A 21770-nucleotide genomic window follows, 5' to 3' on the forward strand; every position below is an offset into this window, starting at 1 on the left:
CACCCCCCCCCCCCCCCCCCCCCCCCCCCCCCCCCCCCCCCCCCCCCCCCCCCCCCCCCCGCTTCCCGGATCGGCCGGGGATCAATACTTGTCGGCGCCCGCTCCAACGGCGGAATATTCTCTGCCGCTCTCGGCGTCGGTGGTGGGAGTGAAGTTCTGGGCCGGAGAGGTCTTGAACTGCTCCAGCAGGCTCTTCATCACGCCGGCCTGGCCGCTGAGCTCCTCGCTGGCGGCAGCGCTCTCCTCAGAGGTGGCGGAGTTGGTCTGGACCACCGCGGAGATCTGGTCGATGCCCACGGAGATCTGGGAGATGGATTCGGCCTGCTCATGGGAGGCCTGGGCGATCTTCTCGATCATACCCAGGATATTCTGGGCGGCGTCAGCCACATCGTTAAAGGCGGCGTCGGTGCGGTGGGCGATCTCCTCACCGTGGGAGACATGCTGGAGGGAGTTCTTGATGAGACCGGTGGTCTCCTTGGCGGCGTCGGCCGACTTCTGGGCCAGACTGCGGACCTCATCGGCCACCACGGCAAAGCCCTTGCCGGCGTTGCCTGCCCGGGCGGCCTCTACGGCGGCGTTCAGGGCCAGGATGTTGGTCTGGAAGGCAATGTCGTCGATGACCTTGATGATGCTCTGAATGTTGTTGGAAGCCTCGGCAATGTCCTGGATGGAGGCCAGGAGCTGGCGCATCTCCTCCTTGCCCTTCTCCACGATCTCCCGGGCCTCCTGGCCCATCTGGTCCGCCTTCTGAGAGAAATCGGCAGTGTCGGAAATACGGTTGGAGATCTCAGAAATGGAAGTGGAGAGTTCCTCCACGCTGCTGGCCTGCTGGGTGGCGCCCTGAGCCAGAGCCTGGGCGCCATCAGCCACCTGCTCAGCGCCAGCGCTCACCTGAGCGGAAGAGGTCTCCAGCTCAGAAAGGGTATCGCTTATCTTCTGCTGGAAGTTCTCAATGGCGGTCTGAATATGCGCAAAGTCACCCCGGAACTGGATGGGACATTCGCAGATGAAATTGCCCTTGGTAAACTCGGTCATCTCATAGTCGATGGCATCCACGTATTTGTCCAATTCCTGGAAAGAGAAGTTCAGCCGCTCGGTCAGCTCACCGAACTCATTCTTGCCCTCGTAATCCACGCGGGCCTTCAGATCGCCCTTGGACAGATCCTCAGCGGCAGAGCGAATCTTGCCTACCGCACCGGTGATGGCAAGTGTGGTCTTCAGAGCTACCAGCAGACCGAACACCAGGGCCAGTACAAAGACGCCCACCAGCAAGATTATGCATGCTCGGATCATGTCCATGGTGTGGCTCTCCTGGGTGCTCCGACTCTGGGAGGTAACAGCGTCGATCTCCTGAGCGATGCTGGCCAACTCACTCAAAGCGGGAGAGCACTCATCGACGATGGTCTGCTTGGCCTCTTCCCAGCTGCCACGCTTGGCCTCATCCATGACCTCATTGGCAACGTTGAACCAGTCTTCGAAGGCGGTCTCGTACTTCTGGGCCAGACCGTCCTCGGTGCCGTGGGCGTCCTTGAAGACCTGAATCTGAGCCTCGATGCTCTGGATACCATCATTGATGCTGGTCTCAAACTTCGAGATATCCTGGGTGTTCTCGGAGAGCACCATCTCCCGCAGATCACGGGCGGCGACGTTGGCCGAAATCCGACACTCTTTGACGGCGCTGTCAGCGGCCAAGATCTTGTTGACGAGTAAATCGGTATTCCACTGGACTCTGAGCAGTCCCAGAATTCCGGCCAGAGCAATGATGCCAGTCAGTACGATCAATGCTAAAAAGACAGTCAGCAGGTACGGTTTCAATTTCATCTTGTTAAACATGGTGAATTCTCCTTTATTCTTAGATTCGTGCAGTCAGCGGACCTTCTCTCGATTTTCAGTCCGCTGGTAGATCTTCGTAGAAAAAGAATTGATGTTTTCCGGTCTGCTTGCCATAATAGAGTGCTTTGTCCGCCTCACCCAGGCTGCGGGTATAGTCAAACCCGTACCGCCGTACGAAGGTAACTCCTATACTGCTGGCCAGCGGAAACTCTGAAACTGCATCCAATTGGGTCAGCAGAGCACCCAGCCGTGGGAAAAGGCGATCCCGTTCCAGGTAGTCATCAATATAGACCAGGAATTCGTCTCCACCCAGCCTGCCGATGATGTCCTTTTGCCGGAATGTCGCCCGCAGGAGCTGAGCAACCTCCTGGAGCGCCTGATCCCCTACCAGATGTCCATTATTGTCGTTGATGCTTTTAAAGTCGTCGATGTCGAGCAGCATCAGGACACCGCACAGATCACGCTCAGCCTCTCTGACACACTGCGTCACTTTCCGCTCAAAAGCAGTCCTGTTATAGACACCGGTCAGAGGGTCCAGACTTGCCGCCTTGTCCTGGGCGATGGCTCGCTGCTTCTCTGCATTGATATCTTTCAGATAGAGCAGCGCATAGACATTCCGAGTCATCTTCTCCCGGAACACGTGGACCACCAGCTCTACCCAGCAGAGAACATTCCCCACCGGCCGCTGGTAACTGAACCGCCGGCTCAGCCCGCCCCACTCCGGCATCTTGTCCCAACCCTCGCGGCTGCAGAATTTCCGGAACTCGGTAATCTCCTCTGCCGGAAGGTGATTGGCCAACTGGTCTCCCAGCACATCGATAAAATGCTCCGACCCAAGCCTGTAATCCTCATCATACTCTTTCCAAAGGCCGCCCAAAGACTTGGTCTGTCCGCTCTCCAGATCCACCTCCGCATAGGCAATTGCCTCCGACAGCAGTGCCTGGTAGAAACAGCTTTTCCGCATGGATTCTAGCTCCTGTACCCGTTCTGCTCCTGTGGGTTCTACCTCTACCATCACCGTGTTCAGATCCTGCTGACCCTGGCCCAAATGTCGTCGCGTGAACTTAAACCACTCGTAGGACCCGGACTTGCTCAAAAGCAGAATCGCCGGTAAAGTCAGATCGTATTTCATACTCACACCAGAGAATGCCCTCCGGAAGGTCTTGATGAAATGGGGATGAACAATCCCCTTCTCGATCCAGCACTGAGGAAAGTCTCCTTCCCGCCTCTCGCGGCCTGCCAGCAGTGTGCGGTCAGTGTGGAAAAAGATGTTCCTGCTCTGCTCATTGTACTCAAATACATCCCGGGTACGCGTCTCCTCCAATACCCTGGGCCGGTCCGTCTCGCTAATGATTCGATGACACCCTGCCAGACAGATCCACCCATCCTGGTCCTCGCTCCGGATGCCGGTGCCCTGGACCAGGATTTCACCAAACACGGGGTGCTTCCAGGTGTACTCCAACTGTACCGTGCGCCGACTCTCCACCGCGTTGCGAATGGCCTGATTCACATAGTCATAGTAGCCGTCATTGACCCGCTCATACCAGAAGCGATAACATTCATCCGGCGTCAACGCCTCAGTCAATCCCATGACCCGGCGCATGTTTTCGTCCGCCAGCATCTCACATCGCTGACTGGTCGGGTCCATCCGAATGATCCACAAGCCAACTTTCAACCTATCCAGTACATTGCGATAGCCGGCGCCCAGCAGTTCCTGAAAGCGCTGCACATTCCGCTCCTGACGGATGCGGTCCATCAGAAAGTAAGACAGAACCCGTGCCTGCGCATCATCATGGATGGAGTAACGGGGATTATCGATGCCGATGAAACCGACGAGTGTATCATTGATCCGTACCGGTACTGCGATCAGTCGGTTGATATCCTGCCCCTCCAGCAGCTCCCATTCAAGAGGATTGATCTTTTGAATGGTATCCATATTGAAGATGATAACCGATTTATCCTGCTTAAAGAGCTCCACCCACCGATCCAGCGCCTCAGGCGGTACTTCTTGTAGATTCTGCATCTGTGGTGTCACGTCAGAACGGCACCACTCATATGTATTGCTCCAGCTGTCTGGGGCCTTTAAGTCCGGTTCAAAAAGATAGGCTCGATCCGCCTGATAAAATTCTCCGAGGGAAGCCAGCACATGCCGCACTGCCGTGCCGTAGTCTGCGTTCTCGGAAAGGATCTGAGTGTATTCCACGACCTTGTTGGCAAAGTTGAGCCGTTCCTGGAGACCCTGGCTGACAATCTCATGCTTGGTCACATCCAGGGCCACCTCCATGCGAACCTGCTTGCCACGGAAGGTCATTAACTTGTCTTTGAGTACAAAATGGCGGCCACAGTAGTCATTCACCTGATCCCAGATATAGAAGTCATCCGCCTTGAGGTGTTTATTGGTACAGAAAGGACATGGCTCATCCCGGCCCTGGAAGGCCTTATAGCATTTTTTACCCCGGTAGTCCCGCAAGCCCGTTAGCTTCTGCCCTGCCGGATTGAGATAGTAGAGCTCATAGGTTTCCAGATCGCTGACGTAAAATACGTCGTTCTCTGCCGCCATGATGGCCTGCACAATCTCCTCTTCCGGCCATTCCGAGATATGGGGCATATCGTAGCTGCGCACCGACTGGCGGTAGGCTTGCTCCCGCTGCTCCCGATCTCGGAAATCCGGACTTTCTGTTTCAATGTAGGTCTTCTCAAATTGACAGGGCTGACACGGTTTGGAAAAAAGGAATCCCTGCAGTAGGCCGGGCCGAAGCTCCTCCAGTACGGCCAACTCCTCGATAGTCTCCACGCCTTCGCAGCACACACGGATCTGGCTGCTCTCCGCCAGTTCAATCATATTGCCCAGCAAGCGAAAATTGTAGGCGCTGCTCTGAATATTGCTCACAAAACAGCGGTCGATCTTGATTTCATCGATCTCCATTTCCTTGAGCCAGCCCAGGCTGGAATACCCGGTACCGAAATCGTCAATGGATACCGTGATCCCAAACTGATTCCAGCGCCGGAAGATCTCATTGAGATTGGAATAATTCAGAAGCTGCACGCCCTCGGTGATCTCCACCGTCAGTGCGCTGCCAGGCAAACCGCTGCGCTTGAGCGCATCCAGCACCTTGTCCGTGATGTCAGGCTCGCATAGCTGAGTGTATGACATATTCACACTGACACAGAATTCGGGGATGTGCTCCCGCCATTTCCGGCACTGTTCCAGCGCGGTCTCCAGCACCCACATTCCCACAGAGCAGATAAGTTTGCTCTCCTCCAGCAGGGGCACAAACTCTGTCGGACTCACGCTTCCGCGTCTTGGAGACGTATACCGCAGCAGGGCCTCGGCGCCGTGAAGGCGGTAGCTATGAGAGAGGACCTGCGGTTGGTAGCACAGGGAAAAACCTCGAAATCCTTCCCGAACACTCTTCTGCAGATCCTCTTTTAGCTCTAGCGCGGCCAGATCTTTCTCATAGTCCTCCGCCGAAAAAAAGCGCAGGCTATTTTTTCCGTGGGATTTGGCATAGCTCAGGGAGTTTTCCGCATACTGAAAAATGGTCCCCGCATCCGGCACCTTGTAGGTTCGAAAGGGCACACATCCGCCTGAAAGCGTACACATTCCCTCCAGGCGGGACTGCAGCTGTTGGAAAATATCGGTTACCTGCTGGGTACTCTTTCCGGGAAGGTTTACTGCAAAGCAATCTCCATTCATCCGGTAGATCTTCTGGATACCGCCAGTAACGATCTCCAGGGACTCCGCCACCTGTTTGAGTATCTCGTCTCCAGAATCCTGTCCATTCTTCAGATTGATGGCCTTCTGATCATCCACGTCCAGAAGGAGAAAGTATCCATCCTGCTCCTCCTTCAGAATCTCGGCGATTTCTTCCTTCATCACTTCCATGCTGAAGGCACCGGTCAGGCGGTCTGTCTTGTTCCTGACCACCGTGTCCGATATCCGACCGATCATCCATCTGCGCACACCGTTCTGATCCATCTGTACCTTGCCGCGGCAGCTGATCCAAACGATCTCTCCTCTGCGGTTGACCACCCGATACTCCATATCGTGAAAATCTTTCTCACCGCTCTGGAGCATGTGTACACTTTCCATCAGGGTGGGGAGATCTTTGGGATAGGTGATGGCGTACCAGTCTTCTGGGCTGCAGTAATCGGCCCCAGCCTGCATGATTTCGTAGTTGTCACGCATGGACTCTGGAAGATAGAGATTCCCCGTTGTGTTATCTAACAGGAAAAAATAGTCATCCGTGCTCTCGCTCATGAACCTTAAAATGCTTCGGTAAGCGGACAGGATGTCCTCCATATTCGATTCTTGCTCCATGTTTCTGTTCCCCCCATTGCGACCGCCGGATGGGTCCTTCTGGCATTTGCAACGGTATGGTTGCGCTAAGACCTTCCCATTCCAGCCGGTGCCCTGTATTGGGCGTTTAGAAGAGGGATTTAATTTGTTTTCAGATGTTTGGCCAGTTTGCGGTCTTCGGTCCGGATGTGGGAAACAAGCACACCCGCCACCTGGTTAAGCTTACCCAGCCCCTTTACCGTGGCGCCTTCTGTTAAAAGCTCCTGGGTAGTCTGCTGGAGCTGACGCTTGTAGCCGTCGTGGAAGGTCTTATGAGAGGGATAGCCGGGGTAATTGCTGCTCACCTGCAGCTTCTCCTCATCGGAAAAGTGCCGACCCACATAGCTGTTCAGGAAATCCACCGTTTTCATAATCTGATCCCGGCCTTTTCCGTTCGCGCATGCGTCCAGCAGCGCGTTAATGGCTTCAAACAGCTGCTTGTGCTCAGAGTCGATCAAAGTATTCCCGGTAATCAGTTCTTCTGTCAATTCATAGCGCATGGATATAATCTCCTTTGATTTTCAAGATAAACTGATGGGCTTCTGATAGGATTATCGACCGGCCATGCTAAAAGTTAATGGGCACCAGTTTTAATTTTTTACCAAAGAATTTTTGCTCTTGACCCTGTCTGCACTTATTCTTTTGAAAGTAGGGACGATATGTAAAGTAAACGCTTTACCGCTTCCGCTGCGCTCTCGGGCGCAGTTTCGTGACCGGCGCCCACTTAAGCTCGCGTCTTTCCGCTGCGGTCGTTTCAGTGTGTCAAAGGAGGATGCAGGATGATTTCTGGCATCAAACCCACCCGAGTCTCCCCTTTTACCGGGATCTCACCTTATAATACTATGAATGTGAATATGACCATACCCACCTCATCCACCTCCGCACCTGTCAAGGCAGAACAGTTGTATGATGAATTCCAATGTGTTCGTCCAGCAGAGGGCAATGAAGGGCGTGTGCGCCAGTTAACAGCCCAGATTTCTCAGAAAATCCGCATTCGCCCCACCAACCACGAACTCTCCTCCCTGCGTCAGCAGATCCGTGAGGGCTCTTACCGTCCGGACGCCGGCGCCATTGCATCCCGTATGCTTATGGCGGCCCCCCTGGAGGGTTAATCGATGAACACAGAGAACCTACTGCATTTTCTCTCAGAGCTCCAGCAGGAACTGGATCGTCTCACCCAGCTGCAGCCACAGAAAATCGACGCGGTGCGCGCCCACGACCTGGACGTCCTCAATGACTGCATGAAGCAGGAGCATGCTATCTCTCTATCTCTGCGTGGCCTGGAGCAGAAGCGCGAGAAGCTGCTCCAGGCTCTCGGTCTGTCCGGCGTCTCTCTGCTGGAGCTGGACCGGCATTGTCCCCCAGAGCAGCGCGGGGCGGTGGCCCAGGCCACCGAGGGGGTCCGGAAACAGTACCGGCTCCTGTGCAGCGCCCAGGAGGCCGCCCGCACCGTGATTGAAAAAGATCTCCGCGCCGTCAACGGGGAGCTGGAGCGCCGTGGCCTCCTCCCCGAGGAGGGCGATAACGCTTATCAAACTCCCTCCAGCCATCCGCGCAGAGGGCTGGGCACCGACTTCAGAGCATAAGGAGGACCGCCATGAGCAGTACATTCGGTTGTTTCAGCACCGCCCGTCTGGGAATTTATGCCGCCCAGAAGGGCCTGGATGTGACAGGTAACAACATTACCAATATCAACACCCCCGGCTACACCCGCCAGCGGCTGGACCAGGTGAGCCTGGTCACCACTGCATCGGACAAGTACTTTTCCCAGTACAACACCCGGGTGGGCCAGGGCGTCCTCACCACCGGCGTCAGCCAGCTTCGAGACCCCGGCCTGGATCTGCTCTACCGCGGCGCCCAGTCCAACGTGGGCTCCTACGGGCAGATGCTCAGCGGTCTGAAGGACATCGCCTCCATCCTTGATGAGGTGGGCAAGGGCGACGGTGAGCAGGATGACGGCGTCATCCTCAACCAGCTCAACGACCTGCGGGACCTCATCAGCCAGGCCGTTACCAACGGCATTGACGGATATGACCGGCTGATCTACTCCTCCTCCAAGGCCCTGTGCCGCCTCTTCAACAAGGCCGCCACCGACCTTTCCGACCTCAAGGGCACCTATGAGACCCATCTGAAACAGGATGTCTCCCGGGTCAATACCATCCTCTCCAGTATCCAGGAGTTGAACGTGTCCATCCGCAACGCCGACATCCGGGGTGACGACGCCCTGGAGCTGCGGGACCAGCGCAACAATCTGCTGGACGAGTTGAGCGGCTTCATGAAGATCGACGTCAAGTACACCACAGAGGATGTGGGCGCCGGCCTTATGGTGGAGAAGCTCACTGTTTCTCTGTCCAACGATGATCCCGCCCAACAACACGTCTTGGTCGAGGGTGAATACGCAGCTCAATTAAGCCAAACACTGCTCTCCCGCAATGATAAATTTGACCCTACGAAAGATATGACCGGCGATAACTTTCCTTATTTAGATAAGGGTGGAAAACCAGTGTCTAATCCGAAAGATGCAGCCGTAAAGGAAAACAATAATTATTCCATCGTCCTTGGCCCCCTTACCGACACAGATGGTGAGAAAAAATCCAATACAGATTTCGGAATCGATCTGAGCGACAACGACCTTTACGGCTCCATCCAGTCCCTGCGGGAGATTCTGACGGAGAAGGGCGAGTACGCCACCGACGCCGATGTGGCCAAGGACCCCGACGCCGCTATCAAGCGCGGTATCCCCTACTACCAGAAGGCGCTGGACAGCCTGGCCCAGGAGTTCGCCAAGCAGATGAACGCGCTGAACAATGTGGATGGCGTGAAGATTCCAGGGGCAGGTAACCTCTTCAGCACCAGCAGCAACAACAACGACGCCATGGATGTCAATGGCACTCCAAACGATCCAACGGATGACCGCTGCATCATCACGGCCGCTAACATCTCGGTTTCCAAGGCGTGGGCCAACGGCGACGTCTCCATGATCGCCTCCCGGGACCCCAACGCCTCCAGCGGCGACACCTCCAACCTGGCCTCCTTCCTGAACCTCTTCAGCAAGAAGCAGACCTTCAATCCGGGCAACGTGGCCACTGGTGCGGTAGGGGCGAACTCCCCCTATGAGGGCACCTTTGAGGAGATGCTGCTGCGCATCGAGTCCACCCTTGCCGAGGACCAGATGACCGTCAACGACGTCTACAACAACTATGTGATTACCTCTAACGAGGCCTACACCGACCGTGACAGCGTCTCCGGTGTGGACCTCAACGATGAGGCCGCCAACCTGATGGTCTATCAGAAGGCCTATACCGCTGCCTGCCGTCTTATGACGACACTGAACGACGCGCTGGACTCCCTGCTGGCCATGTAATTTCTTTGCGCAGAAGGAGATGCACCTATGGTACGGATCACGACGAACGGTTCCCTGTTCAATTACCGCTATAATCTATCCAAGAACACCAATAGCCTTAACAACGCCATGACGAAGGTCATGACGGGGCGCAACTTCAGCACCTATGCCTCGGCCCCTGCCGCCGCCACCCGGGCCTTTAAGATCCACAGTTCCCTCAATTCTGTCAACGCACAGTACTCCAACAACAAGACCGTTCTCAGCAAGTACGAGTCCGCCTGGAGCAACATCAAGGGCATTCTGGATGACCTCTCCAACAAGCTGGGTGATGTGCCCGCCCTGGAGGGTCTCAACGGCACCAACCTCGATAACCTCGATACCCAGGCCAAGGTCCTCCGCTCCGGCGCTAGGGCTATTGTACAGAGCATGAACGCCCAGTATGACGAAGACTACATCTTCGCCGGCTCCGACAACAAGGAGGCCCCCTTCGCCATTGATAAAGATGGCTTCATTACCTACCGCGGGATCCAGATCGACAATCCCGCCACGCTGAAGCAGGACTATACCGGTCCGGATGGCAAGCCTGTAATGAAGCCGGGCGGCCCGAATAATTATACCAACGCTGAAATGCTGCAAAAATGGGCCGAGGACGACCACCTCTACGTGGATATCGGCCTGGGCTTCGAGCAGGACAACGACACGGGAGAGGTCATCGACTCCTCCGCTTTTGACGCCGCCATCTCCGGTATCGACATCATGGGCTACGGTGTGGACAAGGACGGCGACCCCAAAAACATGGCCTCTCTGATGCTCAAGCTGGCCGATGTGTTCGACGGCTACGACCCGGACACCAAGACCTGGAACAACGGCACCCTGGAGGACGCCACCCGCCTCGTCGGCAAGTTTCAGGCCTCTAAGGACGCTATGATCGACAAGCACTCCGAGCTGGACGCCGAATCCAAGTTCCTGAACACCAACGGCACTCAGCTGAAGTCCAACTTCGACGCCCTGAACGAGGAACTCAACAGCATTGAACAGGTAGACCCAGTCGACGCCATTACCGAACTGGTGTGGGCCCAGACCTGTTATAGCGCTGCTCTCCAGGTGGGTGTCAACGTGATTCCTCAGTCCCTGATGGACTACTTGAAATAAAAAATCCGCTTTTCTACGGATGCAGAGAAAGGAGCGCTTTAGTCATGTATCCGTTGATCGAAATCCAGACCGTCCCCATCGAAATCCAAATGAAAGTCACCAACGCCCGGTTCGAGTATGCCAAGGGCACCGCTCAGATGGAGATCTCGCGGGATAAGGGTGGACTGCAAATTCGCAGTAATCCCATCAAGGTGAATATCGACACCTTTGAAGCCCGCAATTCTGTTGTGCCCACTACTGCCCGGAGCATCCAGCAGAGCGCCCAGAAGGGCGTACAGGCCGCATATGAGGCCACTGCTGTCCTGGCACGGCAGGGTCGTATGATGATGGAATCCACCGTGGACGGCACCGTGATCCCCCAGATGGCCCGGGACGCCGTCCAGAAGCCCATGGTGGACCTGAACATTCAGTTTCTCCCCACCACCGGTGCCGACCTCTCCTGGACCGGCGGCGAGATGAGTATCCATTACCAGATGGACAAACTCAACTTCGACTGGCGCATGGAGCAGATGAATTTCACCTTTGTCCCCGGTGACATCGAGTTCACCATGACTCAGCGCCCGGACGTCATCATCAAATATGTGGGCGGTCCCCTGTATGTGCCGCCTTCTTCCGATCCCGACTATGAGCCGGTGGACGTGAAGGCATAAGAGGAGGAAGCCTTTTGCAGATCGACACCAAATATTTCGGCCCCGTGGAGTACGAGTCTGAGGATCTCCTCACCTTTCCAAATGGACTCTTCGGATTTGAGTCGGAACACCGTTTCCTGTTGCTCCCTTTCGCGGGCAGCAATGGAAGCCTGTTGTGTCTTCAGAGCGTCAGTACCCCTGCTTTGGCTTTCGTTGTTATGGACCCCTTCTCCCTCTACCCGGACTATTCCCCCGTTCTCTCCCCCGAAGAGCTTCAGCTTCTCGGCGTCGAGGAGAGCGGTGAACTAGGCTACTATGTGCTATGCGTAGTAAAGGAGCCTGTCAGTGAGAGCACAGTGAACCTCCGCTGTCCCATTGTGATCCAGCTTAAGGACCGCACCGCCGTTCAGGTGATTCTGGAGGGCAGTCCCTATCACATGCGCCATCGACTGGGCGACTTCTCCCACAGAGGAGGCGCTTCCTCATGCTGATCCTGCGCCGAAAAGCGGGCGAGAGTTTTCTAGTGGGAGACCAGATTCGCATCACCATCTTGGAGACGGAGGCCAATGGTACCGTCAGCATCGGCATCGACGCCCCCAAGGATGTGCTCATTCTGCGCAGTGAACTGCAACAAGCCGTCTCCGCCAATCAGGACGCCGCACAAAGCCTCTCTACTCAGACCATGGAGGCCCTGTTCTCCGCCCTTTCCCTGGACCAGCCTCAGCCGTCTGCCGGAGAGGACCCGGATCACACCATCTGAAAGGAGATATTTTTATGGACCTGATGCAAGGCATTGCCGCCACCGCCACCAGTCTTTTCGCCGCTCAGTTCCAGGAGAGCTATTCCATCGCCGTGAGCAAAAAGGCCATGGATACCCAGGAGCTGGCCGCTCAGTCCATGCTGGAGATGTTGGCACAGCAGCCGGCTCCGGCCAAGGGCGCCTATATTGACACTTACGCCTGACAGCATCCAGGTGACAGAAGCAAATCCCCGCCGACTTTCTGTGTCGGCGGGGATTTGTTTCTGTCTGCATCTTAGTCCGCTTCATGTTCCCCATGATATTGGATCTTCAATGTCATCCCTTCGTGCCAGACTCCGGCGCTGCGGGTGATGGGGAGTTTCTCATCCTCACTGGTGCCGATGGTCTCCCCGTCAAAGAGGACGGCGTCCTGCTCAATCACGTAATCCGCCACATCGTAGAGGAAGCTTCGTAGCTCTCCGGGCTGTGCTTTGCTGGAGAGCACTTCGATCTCATCCTTTCCAAAGGCGCTCAGGCCATCCGTATAGGCGTTGAGTCCCTCCTCATCCCGATAAAGTCCCACCCAGACCAAGTCGGGCAGGGGCAGCTCATCCTCCCGGAGCAGACCACCGTACCCCAGGTAAAAATCCGGGTCATAGACCGTCCCGTTGGCATAGATCCCTAGCACGCCCTGCTGTCGGCAGGCAGAGCACACCAGCTTCACCTGTAATATGGCGGCGTTTCGGATTTCTTCTTCCTCCGCCAGCACAGTGACCACGATATGGCCTCTGTGGGCACCGGCAGCCTCTACCGCCTCCTCCCACAGGTAATTGCACTTGGCCCGTTCCACCGCCTCCCCGTGGGGGATCGGCGTGGGGAGCAGGCCCACCGCCGCCGTCATGCCGTCCACCCCGAAGATCAGCGTGCTGCCACCCTCCTCGTCCTCCCGCTCCTCCGTCATGCAGGGAATGCCCCACTGGTCCCGAAGATCCCGGCGGAATCGGTCGGCGTCCCACACTGGCTCCTCCAGCAGGACAAAGGCCAGGAAGGTGCCTCCCTCAGCCCGGCTGAGCGCTGGCTGGCCCGCCTTACTCAGGGAAAAGTCGGGGTCAAAGGCCACCAGCTGGTGGTCCCGATCCCGGCAGTAGCACAGGCGCAGGTCCCGCTCCTGGCCAACAGAGAACCACTCCAGCTCCGCCCCGCTGGCGTCCACATCGGCCTGGGCGGACAGGAATACCCTCCCCCGCCGCTCCAGCTCCGGCAGGCGGCGCACCAGCTCGCGGACCCAGGAGAGCGGCAGCTTAGAGAGGGCCGCCTCATTCATGCAGAACCGCCCCAGCAGGGTCCCGGCGCCATAGGGGATGGTTAAGGTGCAGAAGGGGGCATCGGCCTCCCATTCCGTGGGGCAGAGAAGCCGCTTGATGGCCGCCAGATTCTCCTCGTCCCGGAGAATGCAGGCCACGGCCCGGCGCTTGTCGGCGACCTCCGGGCTCTCCTCCCGCTGGAGGGCCAGGTCGCTATCCGGGTCGATCCAGTGGAACTCCATCTGGGCCAGGTCCCTACCCCGGCGGATGTCCTCCTCCAGGGCGAGGAACTCGTGGTCCCCCGGCACCAGAGCCAGCCCCCGGCGCACCGCCTCCAAAGAGCCCTCTCGGTCCCCGAAATGGCTGCGCAGCCGTCCCAGCTGAAGCCAGCCCCAGGGGTAGTCCGGCTCCTCCGCCACCCCCCGCTCGGCGTATGCAAGGGCCTCCTCCAGCCGGCTACAATAGACCAGCGCGCAGGCATAGCGGTAATACCAAACCCCGCAGCCACCCGCGTTTTTCTCCGAGGCCGGCATCCATTGGGCCGCCTTGTAATAGTACTCATACTCATCCACATTGTTGCAGGCAAAGGAGTACCACAGCGCCACCTGGAGGTCCTCCCGGGCCTGTTCCTCCGTAAAGCGGCCCTGGCTCACCCCGGTGCGGATACAGTTCTCCAGATCATCCAGCATTCGGTAAAAATATCCGGTGGTCCCATTGTCGTAGGACTCCAGCCGCCGGATGTCCTCCGGTGTCAGGATGGATGTCTTTTCCTTCGATGGGACTCTTTCAGGTCTCTCATTTTGTTCCGGCGCTCTCATGCTCCTCCCCCTTTCTATTTGTTTGTCTATCATCATACCACATGGGCCGGGCAAAGGAAAGTGCACGGACCACCGCCTTATCAGGCAAAAAGGGAGCGGAAATCCGCTCCCTTTTTGTCTCCCGTCTTGCCTGGGGCCCTCCCTCTTCCCGCATCAGGAAAGCAAATGACTCCGCGGGTACGGAAGGGGGGGATATCTCCACACCCAAAGGCAATGCTAGGTGTTATCCGTTTCCCTTATTGTAGGGCTTCATAGGCGGTGAGGACCTCACGGATGGCATCCTTGTCCGCCTGGGAGACGGTGAAATCACTGTAATATTCGTCGCCCTCGAAACGGACGATGGTCTTCTCCGAGTTGGCGATGGCCCAGAACATCTCGATGTCCTCCTCAGACACATCGGCGGTGTTCACATACTCCCACACCTCGGTGTCGTTGTCCCGAACCACGTCAAAATAGTTGAAGTATTTATAGTAGCGCTGGTCGTCCACGGCAAAAGTGAGCTTGGTCCAGAAGACCCAGTTGTCGTAATCCATGTAGTGGTACTGTGCGCACAGCCAGGTATGGGTGCTGTCCTGGCCGATGTAGGGGAGCACGTAGCAGCGCTCGTCGGCGTAGTAGGGCTGGGTCTTGGAGTAGTAGAAGGTAAGGCCCCGTACCTCGTCCTTCTCCACCCGCATATTGGCCAGGATGGCCTGGGCCTGCTGCTGCTTGAGGGCCTTGAGCTGGTCGGCAGCGGCGATCAGGACATCGGCGTTGCTCACCTTGGCTGTATCCGCCTCAGAGAGGCTGTCGTAGGAGGCCTGGGCGGCGTCCACCGCATCGGCGCTCTCCAGTGTCACGGCGCCGATTGCGTCAATGAGGCTCACTGTCTCCGCCACCCGCAGGTCGGACAGAGCAGCCTCCGCCGCCTCCAAATCGCCCAAATTGTTCACCGCGCTCTGGACCTCGGCCTCGCTGCCGTCGTAGAGGGACCGGGCGGCGGTGATGGCATCAGCGCTCTCCAGGGTCACCGTGCCGATTGCGGCGATCTGATCGTCCACAGCCTTGGCCGCCTCACTCTTTCCGCAGGCCGCCAGGGAGAGCATCATGGCTGCCGCCAGCACCCACAACAGAATCTTTTTCATGGTTCTCTCTCCTTCTCTCTTTTTTCAGTGCTTCTGATGTTCAATACAGCGTCTTTTCGTTTTCGGCAAAAAGCTTGTCGTTGATCTCCCCCAAGGCCATGTGGTGTACGATCCCATAGCTGATGATGGCGTCCCGCTTGAGCCTGGGATAGAGCGGCGCATAACTGGCCAGCTTGAGCAGCCGCTGAGCCTCCTCCAGAGAGGTCTCCAAACCCACACACAGACAGAGCAGACGATCCCGGGACGGATTGCGCCGCCCGGCAAAGACCTGGTGGAGGTAGACCTCACTCATTCCCGCCTTCCGGGCCAGCGCAGCCTTGGAGCGCTTTGTCCGTTCATGGTACGATGCCAGAAGCTCCGCGATGCTCTGACCGGCAAAAAACGGCTGGTTCTCCTGTAGGTAGGAATCGAGGTCGGGCTCGCTCATCAGCGCCTGACTCAGATCATCCGTGGTCTTATCTTCCATACTTCTCCCCCCTCTGCTTTACTTTTTTGTGGAAATCGTTTATACTTACTCTACAAAAAATTGTGTTTCGATACAATATGCCCACTGCATAGTGTGCGAAGTTTTTGGAGGGATCGCTATTTACATGTGGCTTTCAAAGGCGTTGCAGGAGGAATATGACACCCTCCGGCTGCTCAAGGAGAGCCCCCGGGGCAGTGTCCAGCTCATCCGGCATAAGGTCACTGGGCAGCGTTTCATTCTCCGCCGCTTCACCGGCAATCCGGAAGTCTATAAAAAGCTGCTGGAGTACACCTGCCCCAACCTGCCCACCGTCTACGAGGTGGCCTCACAGAGGAAGGAAAATCTGGTCATCGAGGAATTTATTGAGGGGGACACCCTGGGCTTCCTGCTGAAGGGGGCCCTCTTTTCGCAGGAGGAGACCAAGAAGATCATCAAACAGGTCTGCCAGGCCCTGTGGGTACTCCACTCCATCGGCGCTGTCCACCGAGACGTGAAGCCGGAGAACATCATCCTCCGTGGGGACCAGGCGGTGCTCATCGACTTCGACGCCGCCCGCTTCCACAAGCTGGAGGCGTCCAACGACACCCAGATCCTGGGCACCACCGGCTTTGCCGCCCCGGAGCAGTACGGTCTATCACAGTCCGACCTCCGGGCCGACATCTACGCCGTGGGCATCCTCATCAACGTGATGCTCACCGGGGAGCACCCCTCCCGCCACCTGGTGGAGGGGAAAATGGGCCGTATCGTGGACCGGTGCACCCACGTCAACCCCCAGCGGCGGTATAAAAATGTACTGCGGCTGATGGAGGCCCTCTGACATGGACGGTAGGGTCAGGACCTGCCCCTCCTGCGGCGCGGACCTGCCGGAGGAGGCCGCCTTCTGCCCCCACCGTGCCCGGGACATCCACCCCCGTCAGGCAGTACATATCCCAGTCCGCCGGTGGCTCAGGCCGGTGAAGCGGGTCGCAGCACTAGCAGCTGCGGTACTGCTGGCAGTCGTGCTGTACGACCTCTTCAGCCCCAACGTATACGACGCCTGGGGGGAGCTCACCTACACTGTGGACGGCGATCCCTACCACCTGGTCCTCACCTTCCGCAACGACGCCACGCCGGAACGGTCATACACCGTGCAGGTGGAGGAGGGGGAGCGCTATGAGCGGAGCTCCAAGCTCTTCGTCACCTATGTGGAGACCGGGGCGGACGGAGGGCGGATGTTCGACCAACAGATCACATCCACCTACGTCCGGGTCATCCAGCCCGGGGACAGTCCCTCGCCGGTCACCTGGGAACAGCCGGTGTATCAGGGCACCCCCGCTGTGGACGGGCTGATGAGCGCTCCCCTGACCTTTACCGACCAGAGCCTGGGCCCGGTGGAGGTAGAGTGGACCCTTTCCATGAAAAACGGCGACACCATCCGGCTGCATCAGAAGCTGATCTCTGAGCCGGTGGAGACCCTGGACCTCTACCCGGAGGACTACCCCATGGACACCATCGAGGACCTTCGGACTCTGGTGGACCGGATCGAAGCCGAGGTGCCCTTGCCTACAGTGGTGAACCTCCACCTGCCCTCGGTGTGGTATGAGGGGGGCCTCATCCTGGATGGGCGGCCCATCAACCTCTATGGGAGCGTGGACGATCAGAACAGGCGCACCGCCTCCCTGGGACCGGTAGCGGTAACGCCGGAGGGCGGCTCCAGGAGCATCGTGGAAAACATCGAATTCCGGGGCGATGGCACCGGCACCGGTCTGACGGTAGAGGCGGACGGTCGTGTACGCAACTGCGGTTTCTATGGCTGGGACACCGGACTGCTGGTGGGGGGCGTGCACTGGGCCGACCCGGTGGGCTGCTGTTTTGAAGACAACAGCGTGGGCTTCCGCTTTGACAGTGCCGGGGACTACTTCAATTACAGCGATTTTGAGGGAAACACCTTCCTCCACAATGAAATCGCTGTGGACCTGGTGCGAGTACCCCGATTCAAGCAGATCAACTTTTCGGGCTGCCGCTTCTCCGATAACGGCAGCAACATCAATAACCCATCCGACTACCCCATCAATGTCTCCCACGCAACCTTTGCATGAAAGGGACGATCTCTATGGTACACAAATGCCCCCACTGCGGCGCCGCGCTGCCGGAGAGCGCCTCCTTCTGCCCCCACTGCGCCCAGAGCGTCCGGGACCGTGAAAACGCCAGGGTACCCGCCCACCTGTGGCGGAGGGGGCTGAAATGGATGCTGGTTCTGGTCCTCATAGTCGCTGTGGGCGCCGGGGCCTGGGCGCTGCGGTCTGAGCCCGCCGCCGGTCTCCCCGCCGGGAAGGTGACCCCGGTGGTCTTTCAGGAGGACGAAAATGGCATGGTCAAAGTGACCCCCGACCGGCTGCGGGAGTACTTTCCCACCCTCACCGGCATCAATTTCGGCACCACCTCCACCACCAGCGACAACATCGACGACTACCTGATGGAAAATCTCCAGCTGGCCAACCTGGTGGCCTCCCGGGGGGCCTACGGCACCGATGAGGAGTGGGGGATGTTCAGCACCAGCAGCTCCGGCGCCCGGGTGTGCCTGCTCATGTTCGACCGCAACACCCATCTGATGGGCTACTCCATCGGGGAGCCCATCCAGGTGTCGGAGGGACAGTGGCAGCTGGACGTGGTGTCCTGTGACTACGACTTCACGGAGCTCTATGAGGAACAGCTAGCCGCCTTTGAGGGAAACTGGGAGGAGGACTTTTCCAACTACATCCCGCCGGAGGAGATCGAGGACGCCGGGGTGGTGTGGTTCCTGAGCGGCTACAACACCGGCAAGGGCCCGGTGCTCCGGGAGGACGACGCCCAGATCTACCACCTGTGGGCCCTGCTCCACTCCCCGGAGCCGGAGCGCCAGTGCCGGGAGATCCAGCGGCTGGAGGAATTCCTGCCCAACGATGGCCGGTGGCAGTGCTATCTGCTGCTGGACGCGGACTACGACCTGCTGGGCTACACCATGCTGGACTATCAGGGGAACGGAGGTTAGTATATGGAACAAAAATGCCCTCACTGCGGCGCGGACCTGCCGGAAAACGCCGCCTTCTGTCCCCACTGCGCCAGGGATATTCATAGTCGAAAGAAGCCCGGGTGGCCGGTCCCCCTGAAAAAGAAGCTGCTGCTGGGCCTGCTGGCCCTGGCTGTGGTGATCGCCGCCGGGGCGGGGCTCTGGTACCTGAACCGGCCCTATGCGCCTCAGGAGTTTGATGGGGTAGGCGAGGCGTACTACGAGAGCGGAGACAAGACCTACCAGCTTTTGGTGGCCTGGCCCGACGACCGCACCGCCCCTGCCGCCGATATCTACCAGACCGGCGCTCCGGATGAGCAGTACCGCTGGCCTTCCCGGTGGTACGTCAACGACGCCTTCACCGGGACCGACGCCTGGGAGGCGTTCGAACCCCTGGTGGAGGCCGTCACCGTGGAGGTGGTCCAGGACGAGAACGCCGCCGATCCCCTCACCGCCGGGGAGCCCAGCCACCAGGAGGACTACTCCCCCGACGCGGCCATGGTGTCCTACCTGGACTTTACGGGCAACTCCGGCGAGCCCCAGGTGGTGTGGACCGTTCAGATGAAGAACGGGGACCTCATTCGGGTGCGGCAGAACCTTCACATCACCCCCGTCATCACCCACGAGTACCACTGGCAGGACTACCCCATGAATACAGCGGAAGAGGTGCAGGCCCTGCTGGACCAGATTGCCGCAGAAGTGCCGCCCACCGACCAGGTGCTCTTCTACCTGGCCCCGGTGACCTACGAGGGAGACCTGACCTTCCACCGGTCCTACGACCTCTACGGCAGCACCGACGAAGGCGGGGCGCGCACGGTGTGGAAGGGCTCCGTCTCCATGGAGGACGGGCACTACGGCTGGATCAGTTATTTCTATGACATGGACTTTGTGGGAGACGGCACCGACACCGGCATCCGTGCCAAGGAGAAGGCCTGGCCCGTGGGCTGCTCCTTCACCGGCTACAAGACCGGCGTGCTGGCCTTCGGGGAGGCCTGGGTCAACGTCACCGAGTGTACCTTCACTGACAATGAGGTGGGTTTCCACTTCAATTCCACCGGTCAGTCCGCCTCCGATACCCGCTACTTCGACAACACCTTCACCGGCAACGGTACCGGCATCCTGCTGGAGAGCGTCCCCACCGACATCACCATGGTCTTTGACGGCACCACCTTCTCCGAGAACGGCACCGACATCGACAACCACTGCAACCACCCCATCGACACCACCAACGCCATCTTTGAGTGAGTCCATAAAAAGGAAAAAGACACGCTGCAAGGCGTGTCTTTTTCCTTTTTTCATATTGGTTCAGCCGCCCGCCAGGGGGCTGCCCACGGCGGGGCGGTGCTTCCGATACACGTAGAAGGACAGGAGGACGGTCAGGGTGTCCGCCGTCACCTGGGAGCAGACGATACCGAACATGCCGAAAATGGCGTTGAGCAGGAACAACATAGGGATGTTGAAGACCAGCCACCGGGTCACCCCCAGGAACAGGGAGACCCGCCCTTTTCCGAATGCCTGAAACAGGTAGACGGTGAAGAAGCTCAGGAACATCAAGGGGGTGGCCAGTACCCTGATCCGCAGGAACTGGGAGGCCAGGGCCACCGTCTGGGCGTCCGAGATGAAGAGGTGAGCGAACTGGACGGCAAAGAGCTCATAGAGGACGATGCTGATCCCCGCGATGACCAGCCCCAGCCCCCGGGCCAGGCGGATGGTTTCCTCCATCCGCTGTTTATTTCCCGCGGAATAGTTGTAGGCCACCAGGGGCAGCATGCCCTGGCAGATGCCGATGCCTACATTCAGCGGAAAGCGCTCCACCTTCAGCACGATACCCACGGCGGCCAGGGCCAGATCGTGGTAGGAGACCATCAGCTTGTCGATGATCACGTAGTCCAGATCAAAGAGGAAGGTAGTCACCGCCGAGGGGATACCCACACCGAAAATGGCCACAATACTCGCCTTTTGGGGCATCCCCCCTCTGGGGGAGAAGGTGATCACCGAGCTCCGGCCCATACGCAGCAGTACCGCCACGAAGAAGAGAAATGCGGTACAGTTGGAAATACAGGTAGCCAGTCCGGCGCCCAGGACCTCATAGCCCTCCGGCAGCAGCACAAACATGAACAAGGGGTCCAGGGCAATGTTCAGCAATCCGCCCAGGATGATGCCAGCGCTGGCCTCCTTGGAACGGCCCACGCTGCGGATCAGGTTTGCCAGCACGTTGGAGAGTACCGTGGGCACACCCCCGGTGACAATGACGCACAGGGCGTACTGCCTGGCATAGGCATAGGTGTTCTCCCCGGCGCCCAGCAGGTTCAGAACAGGCTCCATAAAGACCCCGATGCCCACCGCGAAGAGGGCGGCGATACAGAGGCCCAGATAGAGGGAGAAGGCGCTCACCCGCCTGGCCTCCTCCTCCCTGCTCTGGCCCAGCAGGCGGGAGATCAGGGAGCCGCCACCGATCCCCGCCAGCCCTGCCAGACAGAGGGTGATGTTGAACACCGGCAGAATCAGGGAGGTGGCCGCCACCATATAAGGGTTACCCGTCTGTCCCACAAAGAAGGTGTCCGCCATGTTGTAGATCAGCACGATCAGCTGGCTGGTCACCGCCGGGACGATCATTTTTCCCAGGGCGGTGGGAATGGGGAGGTTCTGAAAAATATCCTCTCTGGAAGCGCTTGCCTTAGCCTGCATATCACTCACCTGAGCTTTCCAATAACCGCGCCGCCTAGGAGCGCTCAAAGGCGGTGCATTTAGTTGCTTCTGCAATTTTCTATCTTACCACAAGCACGGTCATCCCTCCATACTGAATTTCAAAAATTTTTACGGGTGGGGCATCCTGGATACAAAGCAGGGCCATTGGAGGTCTGGTCGTGTCAAGAATTTTTCGCACTTTAGTTCGCAGACTCTGTTATGAATGAAGTCAGCCAACAATGGAGGCATCCTCAACGGTCGCCTCCAGATGCTTCATGTTCATGTACTTCTTGTTGCCCCACTGGGT

At 58.1% G+C, this 21770-nt stretch carries 19 protein-coding genes; 12 read left to right on the top strand and 7 right to left on the bottom strand.

Annotated features, from left to right (window positions below; genetic code table 11):
• Positions 1-81: 81 nt before the first annotated feature.
• From ACTNBK_RS14285 to ACTNBK_RS14295, 3 genes are all read right to left on the bottom strand, one after another.
• Positions 82-1833: a methyl-accepting chemotaxis protein gene (locus tag ACTNBK_RS14285; protein ID WP_441147116.1), complete on the bottom strand. Its 1752-nt coding sequence runs from the start codon at positions 1831-1833 to the stop codon at positions 82-84.
• Positions 1834-1888: 55 nt separating this feature from the next.
• Positions 1889-6154, bottom strand: coding sequence for an EAL domain-containing protein (locus ACTNBK_RS14290; RefSeq protein ID WP_441147118.1), 4266 nt, complete (start codon positions 6152-6154; stop codon positions 1889-1891).
• Between the two features lie 119 nt (positions 6155-6273).
• A complete protein-coding gene (locus tag ACTNBK_RS14295; protein ID WP_441147120.1) occupies positions 6274-6672 on the bottom strand; it encodes a bacteriohemerythrin in 399 nt (132 codons plus the stop codon).
• Between the two features lie 279 nt (positions 6673-6951).
• On the opposite strand from ACTNBK_RS14295, the gene ACTNBK_RS14300 reads away from it, so the two are divergent.
• From ACTNBK_RS14300 to ACTNBK_RS14335, 8 genes are read left to right on the top strand one after another with little or no spacing between them, the layout of a single operon-like run.
• Complete coding sequence (locus ACTNBK_RS14300) at positions 6952-7284, top strand: flagellar biosynthesis anti-sigma factor FlgM (protein ID WP_441147122.1); 333 nt, start codon at positions 6952-6954, stop codon at positions 7282-7284.
• A 3-nt stretch (positions 7285-7287) separates the two neighbouring features.
• A complete protein-coding gene (gene flgN / locus ACTNBK_RS14305; RefSeq protein ID WP_441147124.1) occupies positions 7288-7758 on the top strand; it encodes a flagellar export chaperone FlgN in 471 nt (156 codons plus the stop codon).
• A gap of 11 nt (positions 7759-7769) precedes the next feature.
• Positions 7770-9536 (top strand): flagellar hook-associated protein FlgK, encoded by a 1767-nt coding sequence (locus ACTNBK_RS14310; protein ID WP_441147126.1) that lies wholly within the window; start codon positions 7770-7772, stop codon positions 9534-9536.
• Positions 9537-9563: 27 nt separating this feature from the next.
• On the top strand, positions 9564-10667 hold the full coding sequence (locus ACTNBK_RS14315) for a flagellin (RefSeq protein WP_441147128.1): 1104 nt from the start codon (positions 9564-9566) through the stop codon (positions 10665-10667).
• A 44-nt stretch (positions 10668-10711) separates the two neighbouring features.
• A complete protein-coding gene (locus ACTNBK_RS14320) occupies positions 10712-11317 on the top strand; it encodes a DUF6470 family protein (protein WP_441147129.1) in 606 nt (201 codons plus the stop codon).
• 14 nt (positions 11318-11331) lie between these two features.
• Positions 11332-11787, top strand: a complete 456-nt coding sequence (gene fliW, locus ACTNBK_RS14325; RefSeq protein ID WP_441147131.1) for a flagellar assembly protein FliW — start codon at positions 11332-11334, stop codon at positions 11785-11787.
• Positions 11781-12056 carry a carbon storage regulator gene (locus ACTNBK_RS14330; protein ID WP_441147133.1) on the top strand — a complete coding sequence of 92 codons (276 nt, stop codon included), beginning with the start codon at positions 11781-11783 and terminating at the stop codon, positions 12054-12056. Before fliW ends, ACTNBK_RS14330 begins: the two co-directional genes overlap by 7 nt.
• Before the next feature lie 14 nt (positions 12057-12070).
• A complete protein-coding gene (locus ACTNBK_RS14335; RefSeq protein ID WP_441147135.1) occupies positions 12071-12259 on the top strand; it encodes a YjfB family protein in 189 nt (62 codons plus the stop codon).
• 71 nt (positions 12260-12330) lie between these two features.
• Here ACTNBK_RS14335 and ACTNBK_RS14340 read toward each other — a convergent pair whose 3' ends face one another.
• The 3 genes from ACTNBK_RS14340 to ACTNBK_RS14350 form a co-directional block, all read right to left on the bottom strand.
• Positions 12331-14157, bottom strand: coding sequence for a DUF4261 domain-containing protein (locus ACTNBK_RS14340; RefSeq protein WP_441147137.1), 1827 nt, complete (start codon positions 14155-14157; stop codon positions 12331-12333).
• A 236-nt stretch (positions 14158-14393) separates the two neighbouring features.
• Positions 14394-15281: a hypothetical protein gene (locus tag ACTNBK_RS14345; RefSeq protein ID WP_441147139.1), complete on the bottom strand. Its 888-nt coding sequence runs from the start codon at positions 15279-15281 to the stop codon at positions 14394-14396.
• A 40-nt stretch (positions 15282-15321) separates the two neighbouring features.
• Positions 15322-15747, bottom strand: coding sequence for a helix-turn-helix domain-containing protein (locus ACTNBK_RS14350; RefSeq protein WP_441147140.1), 426 nt, complete (start codon positions 15745-15747; stop codon positions 15322-15324).
• Between the two features lie 124 nt (positions 15748-15871).
• Between ACTNBK_RS14350 and ACTNBK_RS14355 the strand changes: the two genes are divergently transcribed.
• From ACTNBK_RS14355 to ACTNBK_RS14370, 4 genes are read left to right on the top strand one after another with little or no spacing between them, the layout of a single operon-like run.
• A complete protein-coding gene (locus ACTNBK_RS14355; RefSeq protein WP_441147142.1) occupies positions 15872-16564 on the top strand; it encodes a protein kinase domain-containing protein in 693 nt (230 codons plus the stop codon).
• Between the two features lies 1 nt (position 16565).
• On the top strand, positions 16566-17825 hold the full coding sequence (locus ACTNBK_RS14360) for a hypothetical protein (protein ID WP_441147144.1): 1260 nt from the start codon (positions 16566-16568) through the stop codon (positions 17823-17825).
• 14 nt (positions 17826-17839) lie between these two features.
• Positions 17840-18757, top strand: a complete 918-nt coding sequence (locus ACTNBK_RS14365; RefSeq protein ID WP_441147146.1) for a zinc-ribbon domain-containing protein — start codon at positions 17840-17842, stop codon at positions 18755-18757.
• A gap of 3 nt (positions 18758-18760) precedes the next feature.
• Complete coding sequence (locus ACTNBK_RS14370) at positions 18761-20020, top strand: zinc-ribbon domain-containing protein (protein ID WP_441147147.1); 1260 nt, start codon at positions 18761-18763, stop codon at positions 20018-20020.
• A gap of 60 nt (positions 20021-20080) precedes the next feature.
• Here ACTNBK_RS14370 and ACTNBK_RS14375 read toward each other — a convergent pair whose 3' ends face one another.
• Positions 20081-21463, bottom strand: coding sequence for an MATE family efflux transporter (locus tag ACTNBK_RS14375; protein ID WP_441147149.1), 1383 nt, complete (start codon positions 21461-21463; stop codon positions 20081-20083).
• Positions 21464-21770: the final 307 nt, after the last annotated feature.

The organism is Intestinimonas sp. HCP28S3_D6 (genome assembly GCF_052065695.1).
Classification (GTDB): domain Bacteria; phylum Bacillota; class Clostridia; order Oscillospirales; family Oscillospiraceae; genus Intestinimonas.

What these genes read in the sequence shown, in the direction of transcription:
- ACTNBK_RS14285 (WP_441147116.1), bottom strand. Translation starts at nt 1,833, where the DNA reads ATGTTTAACAAGATGAAATTGAAACCGTACCTGCTGACTGTCTTTTTA.
- ACTNBK_RS14290 (WP_441147118.1), bottom strand. Translation starts at nt 6,154, where the DNA reads ATGGAGCAAGAATCGAATATGGAGGACATCCTGTCCGCTTACCGAAGC.
- ACTNBK_RS14295 (WP_441147120.1), bottom strand. Translation starts at nt 6,672, where the DNA reads ATGCGCTATGAATTGACAGAAGAACTGATTACCGGGAATACTTTGATC.
- ACTNBK_RS14300 (WP_441147122.1), top strand. Translation starts at nt 6,952, where the DNA reads ATGATTTCTGGCATCAAACCCACCCGAGTCTCCCCTTTTACCGGGATC.
- flgN (WP_441147124.1), top strand. Translation starts at nt 7,288, where the DNA reads ATGAACACAGAGAACCTACTGCATTTTCTCTCAGAGCTCCAGCAGGAA.
- ACTNBK_RS14310 (WP_441147126.1), top strand. Translation starts at nt 7,770, where the DNA reads ATGAGCAGTACATTCGGTTGTTTCAGCACCGCCCGTCTGGGAATTTAT.
- ACTNBK_RS14315 (WP_441147128.1), top strand. Translation starts at nt 9,564, where the DNA reads ATGGTACGGATCACGACGAACGGTTCCCTGTTCAATTACCGCTATAAT.
- ACTNBK_RS14320 (WP_441147129.1), top strand. Translation starts at nt 10,712, where the DNA reads ATGTATCCGTTGATCGAAATCCAGACCGTCCCCATCGAAATCCAAATG.
- ACTNBK_RS14330 (WP_441147133.1), top strand. Translation starts at nt 11,781, where the DNA reads ATGCTGATCCTGCGCCGAAAAGCGGGCGAGAGTTTTCTAGTGGGAGAC.
- ACTNBK_RS14335 (WP_441147135.1), top strand. Translation starts at nt 12,071, where the DNA reads ATGGACCTGATGCAAGGCATTGCCGCCACCGCCACCAGTCTTTTCGCC.
- ACTNBK_RS14340 (WP_441147137.1), bottom strand. Translation starts at nt 14,157, where the DNA reads ATGAGAGCGCCGGAACAAAATGAGAGACCTGAAAGAGTCCCATCGAAG.
- ACTNBK_RS14345 (WP_441147139.1), bottom strand. Translation starts at nt 15,281, where the DNA reads ATGAAAAAGATTCTGTTGTGGGTGCTGGCGGCAGCCATGATGCTCTCC.
- ACTNBK_RS14350 (WP_441147140.1), bottom strand. Translation starts at nt 15,747, where the DNA reads ATGGAAGATAAGACCACGGATGATCTGAGTCAGGCGCTGATGAGCGAG.
- ACTNBK_RS14355 (WP_441147142.1), top strand. Translation starts at nt 15,872, where the DNA reads ATGTGGCTTTCAAAGGCGTTGCAGGAGGAATATGACACCCTCCGGCTG.
- ACTNBK_RS14360 (WP_441147144.1), top strand. Translation starts at nt 16,566, where the DNA reads ATGGACGGTAGGGTCAGGACCTGCCCCTCCTGCGGCGCGGACCTGCCG.
- ACTNBK_RS14365 (WP_441147146.1), top strand. Translation starts at nt 17,840, where the DNA reads ATGGTACACAAATGCCCCCACTGCGGCGCCGCGCTGCCGGAGAGCGCC.
- ACTNBK_RS14370 (WP_441147147.1), top strand. Translation starts at nt 18,761, where the DNA reads ATGGAACAAAAATGCCCTCACTGCGGCGCGGACCTGCCGGAAAACGCC.
- ACTNBK_RS14375 (WP_441147149.1), bottom strand. Translation starts at nt 21,463, where the DNA reads ATGCAGGCTAAGGCAAGCGCTTCCAGAGAGGATATTTTTCAGAACCTC.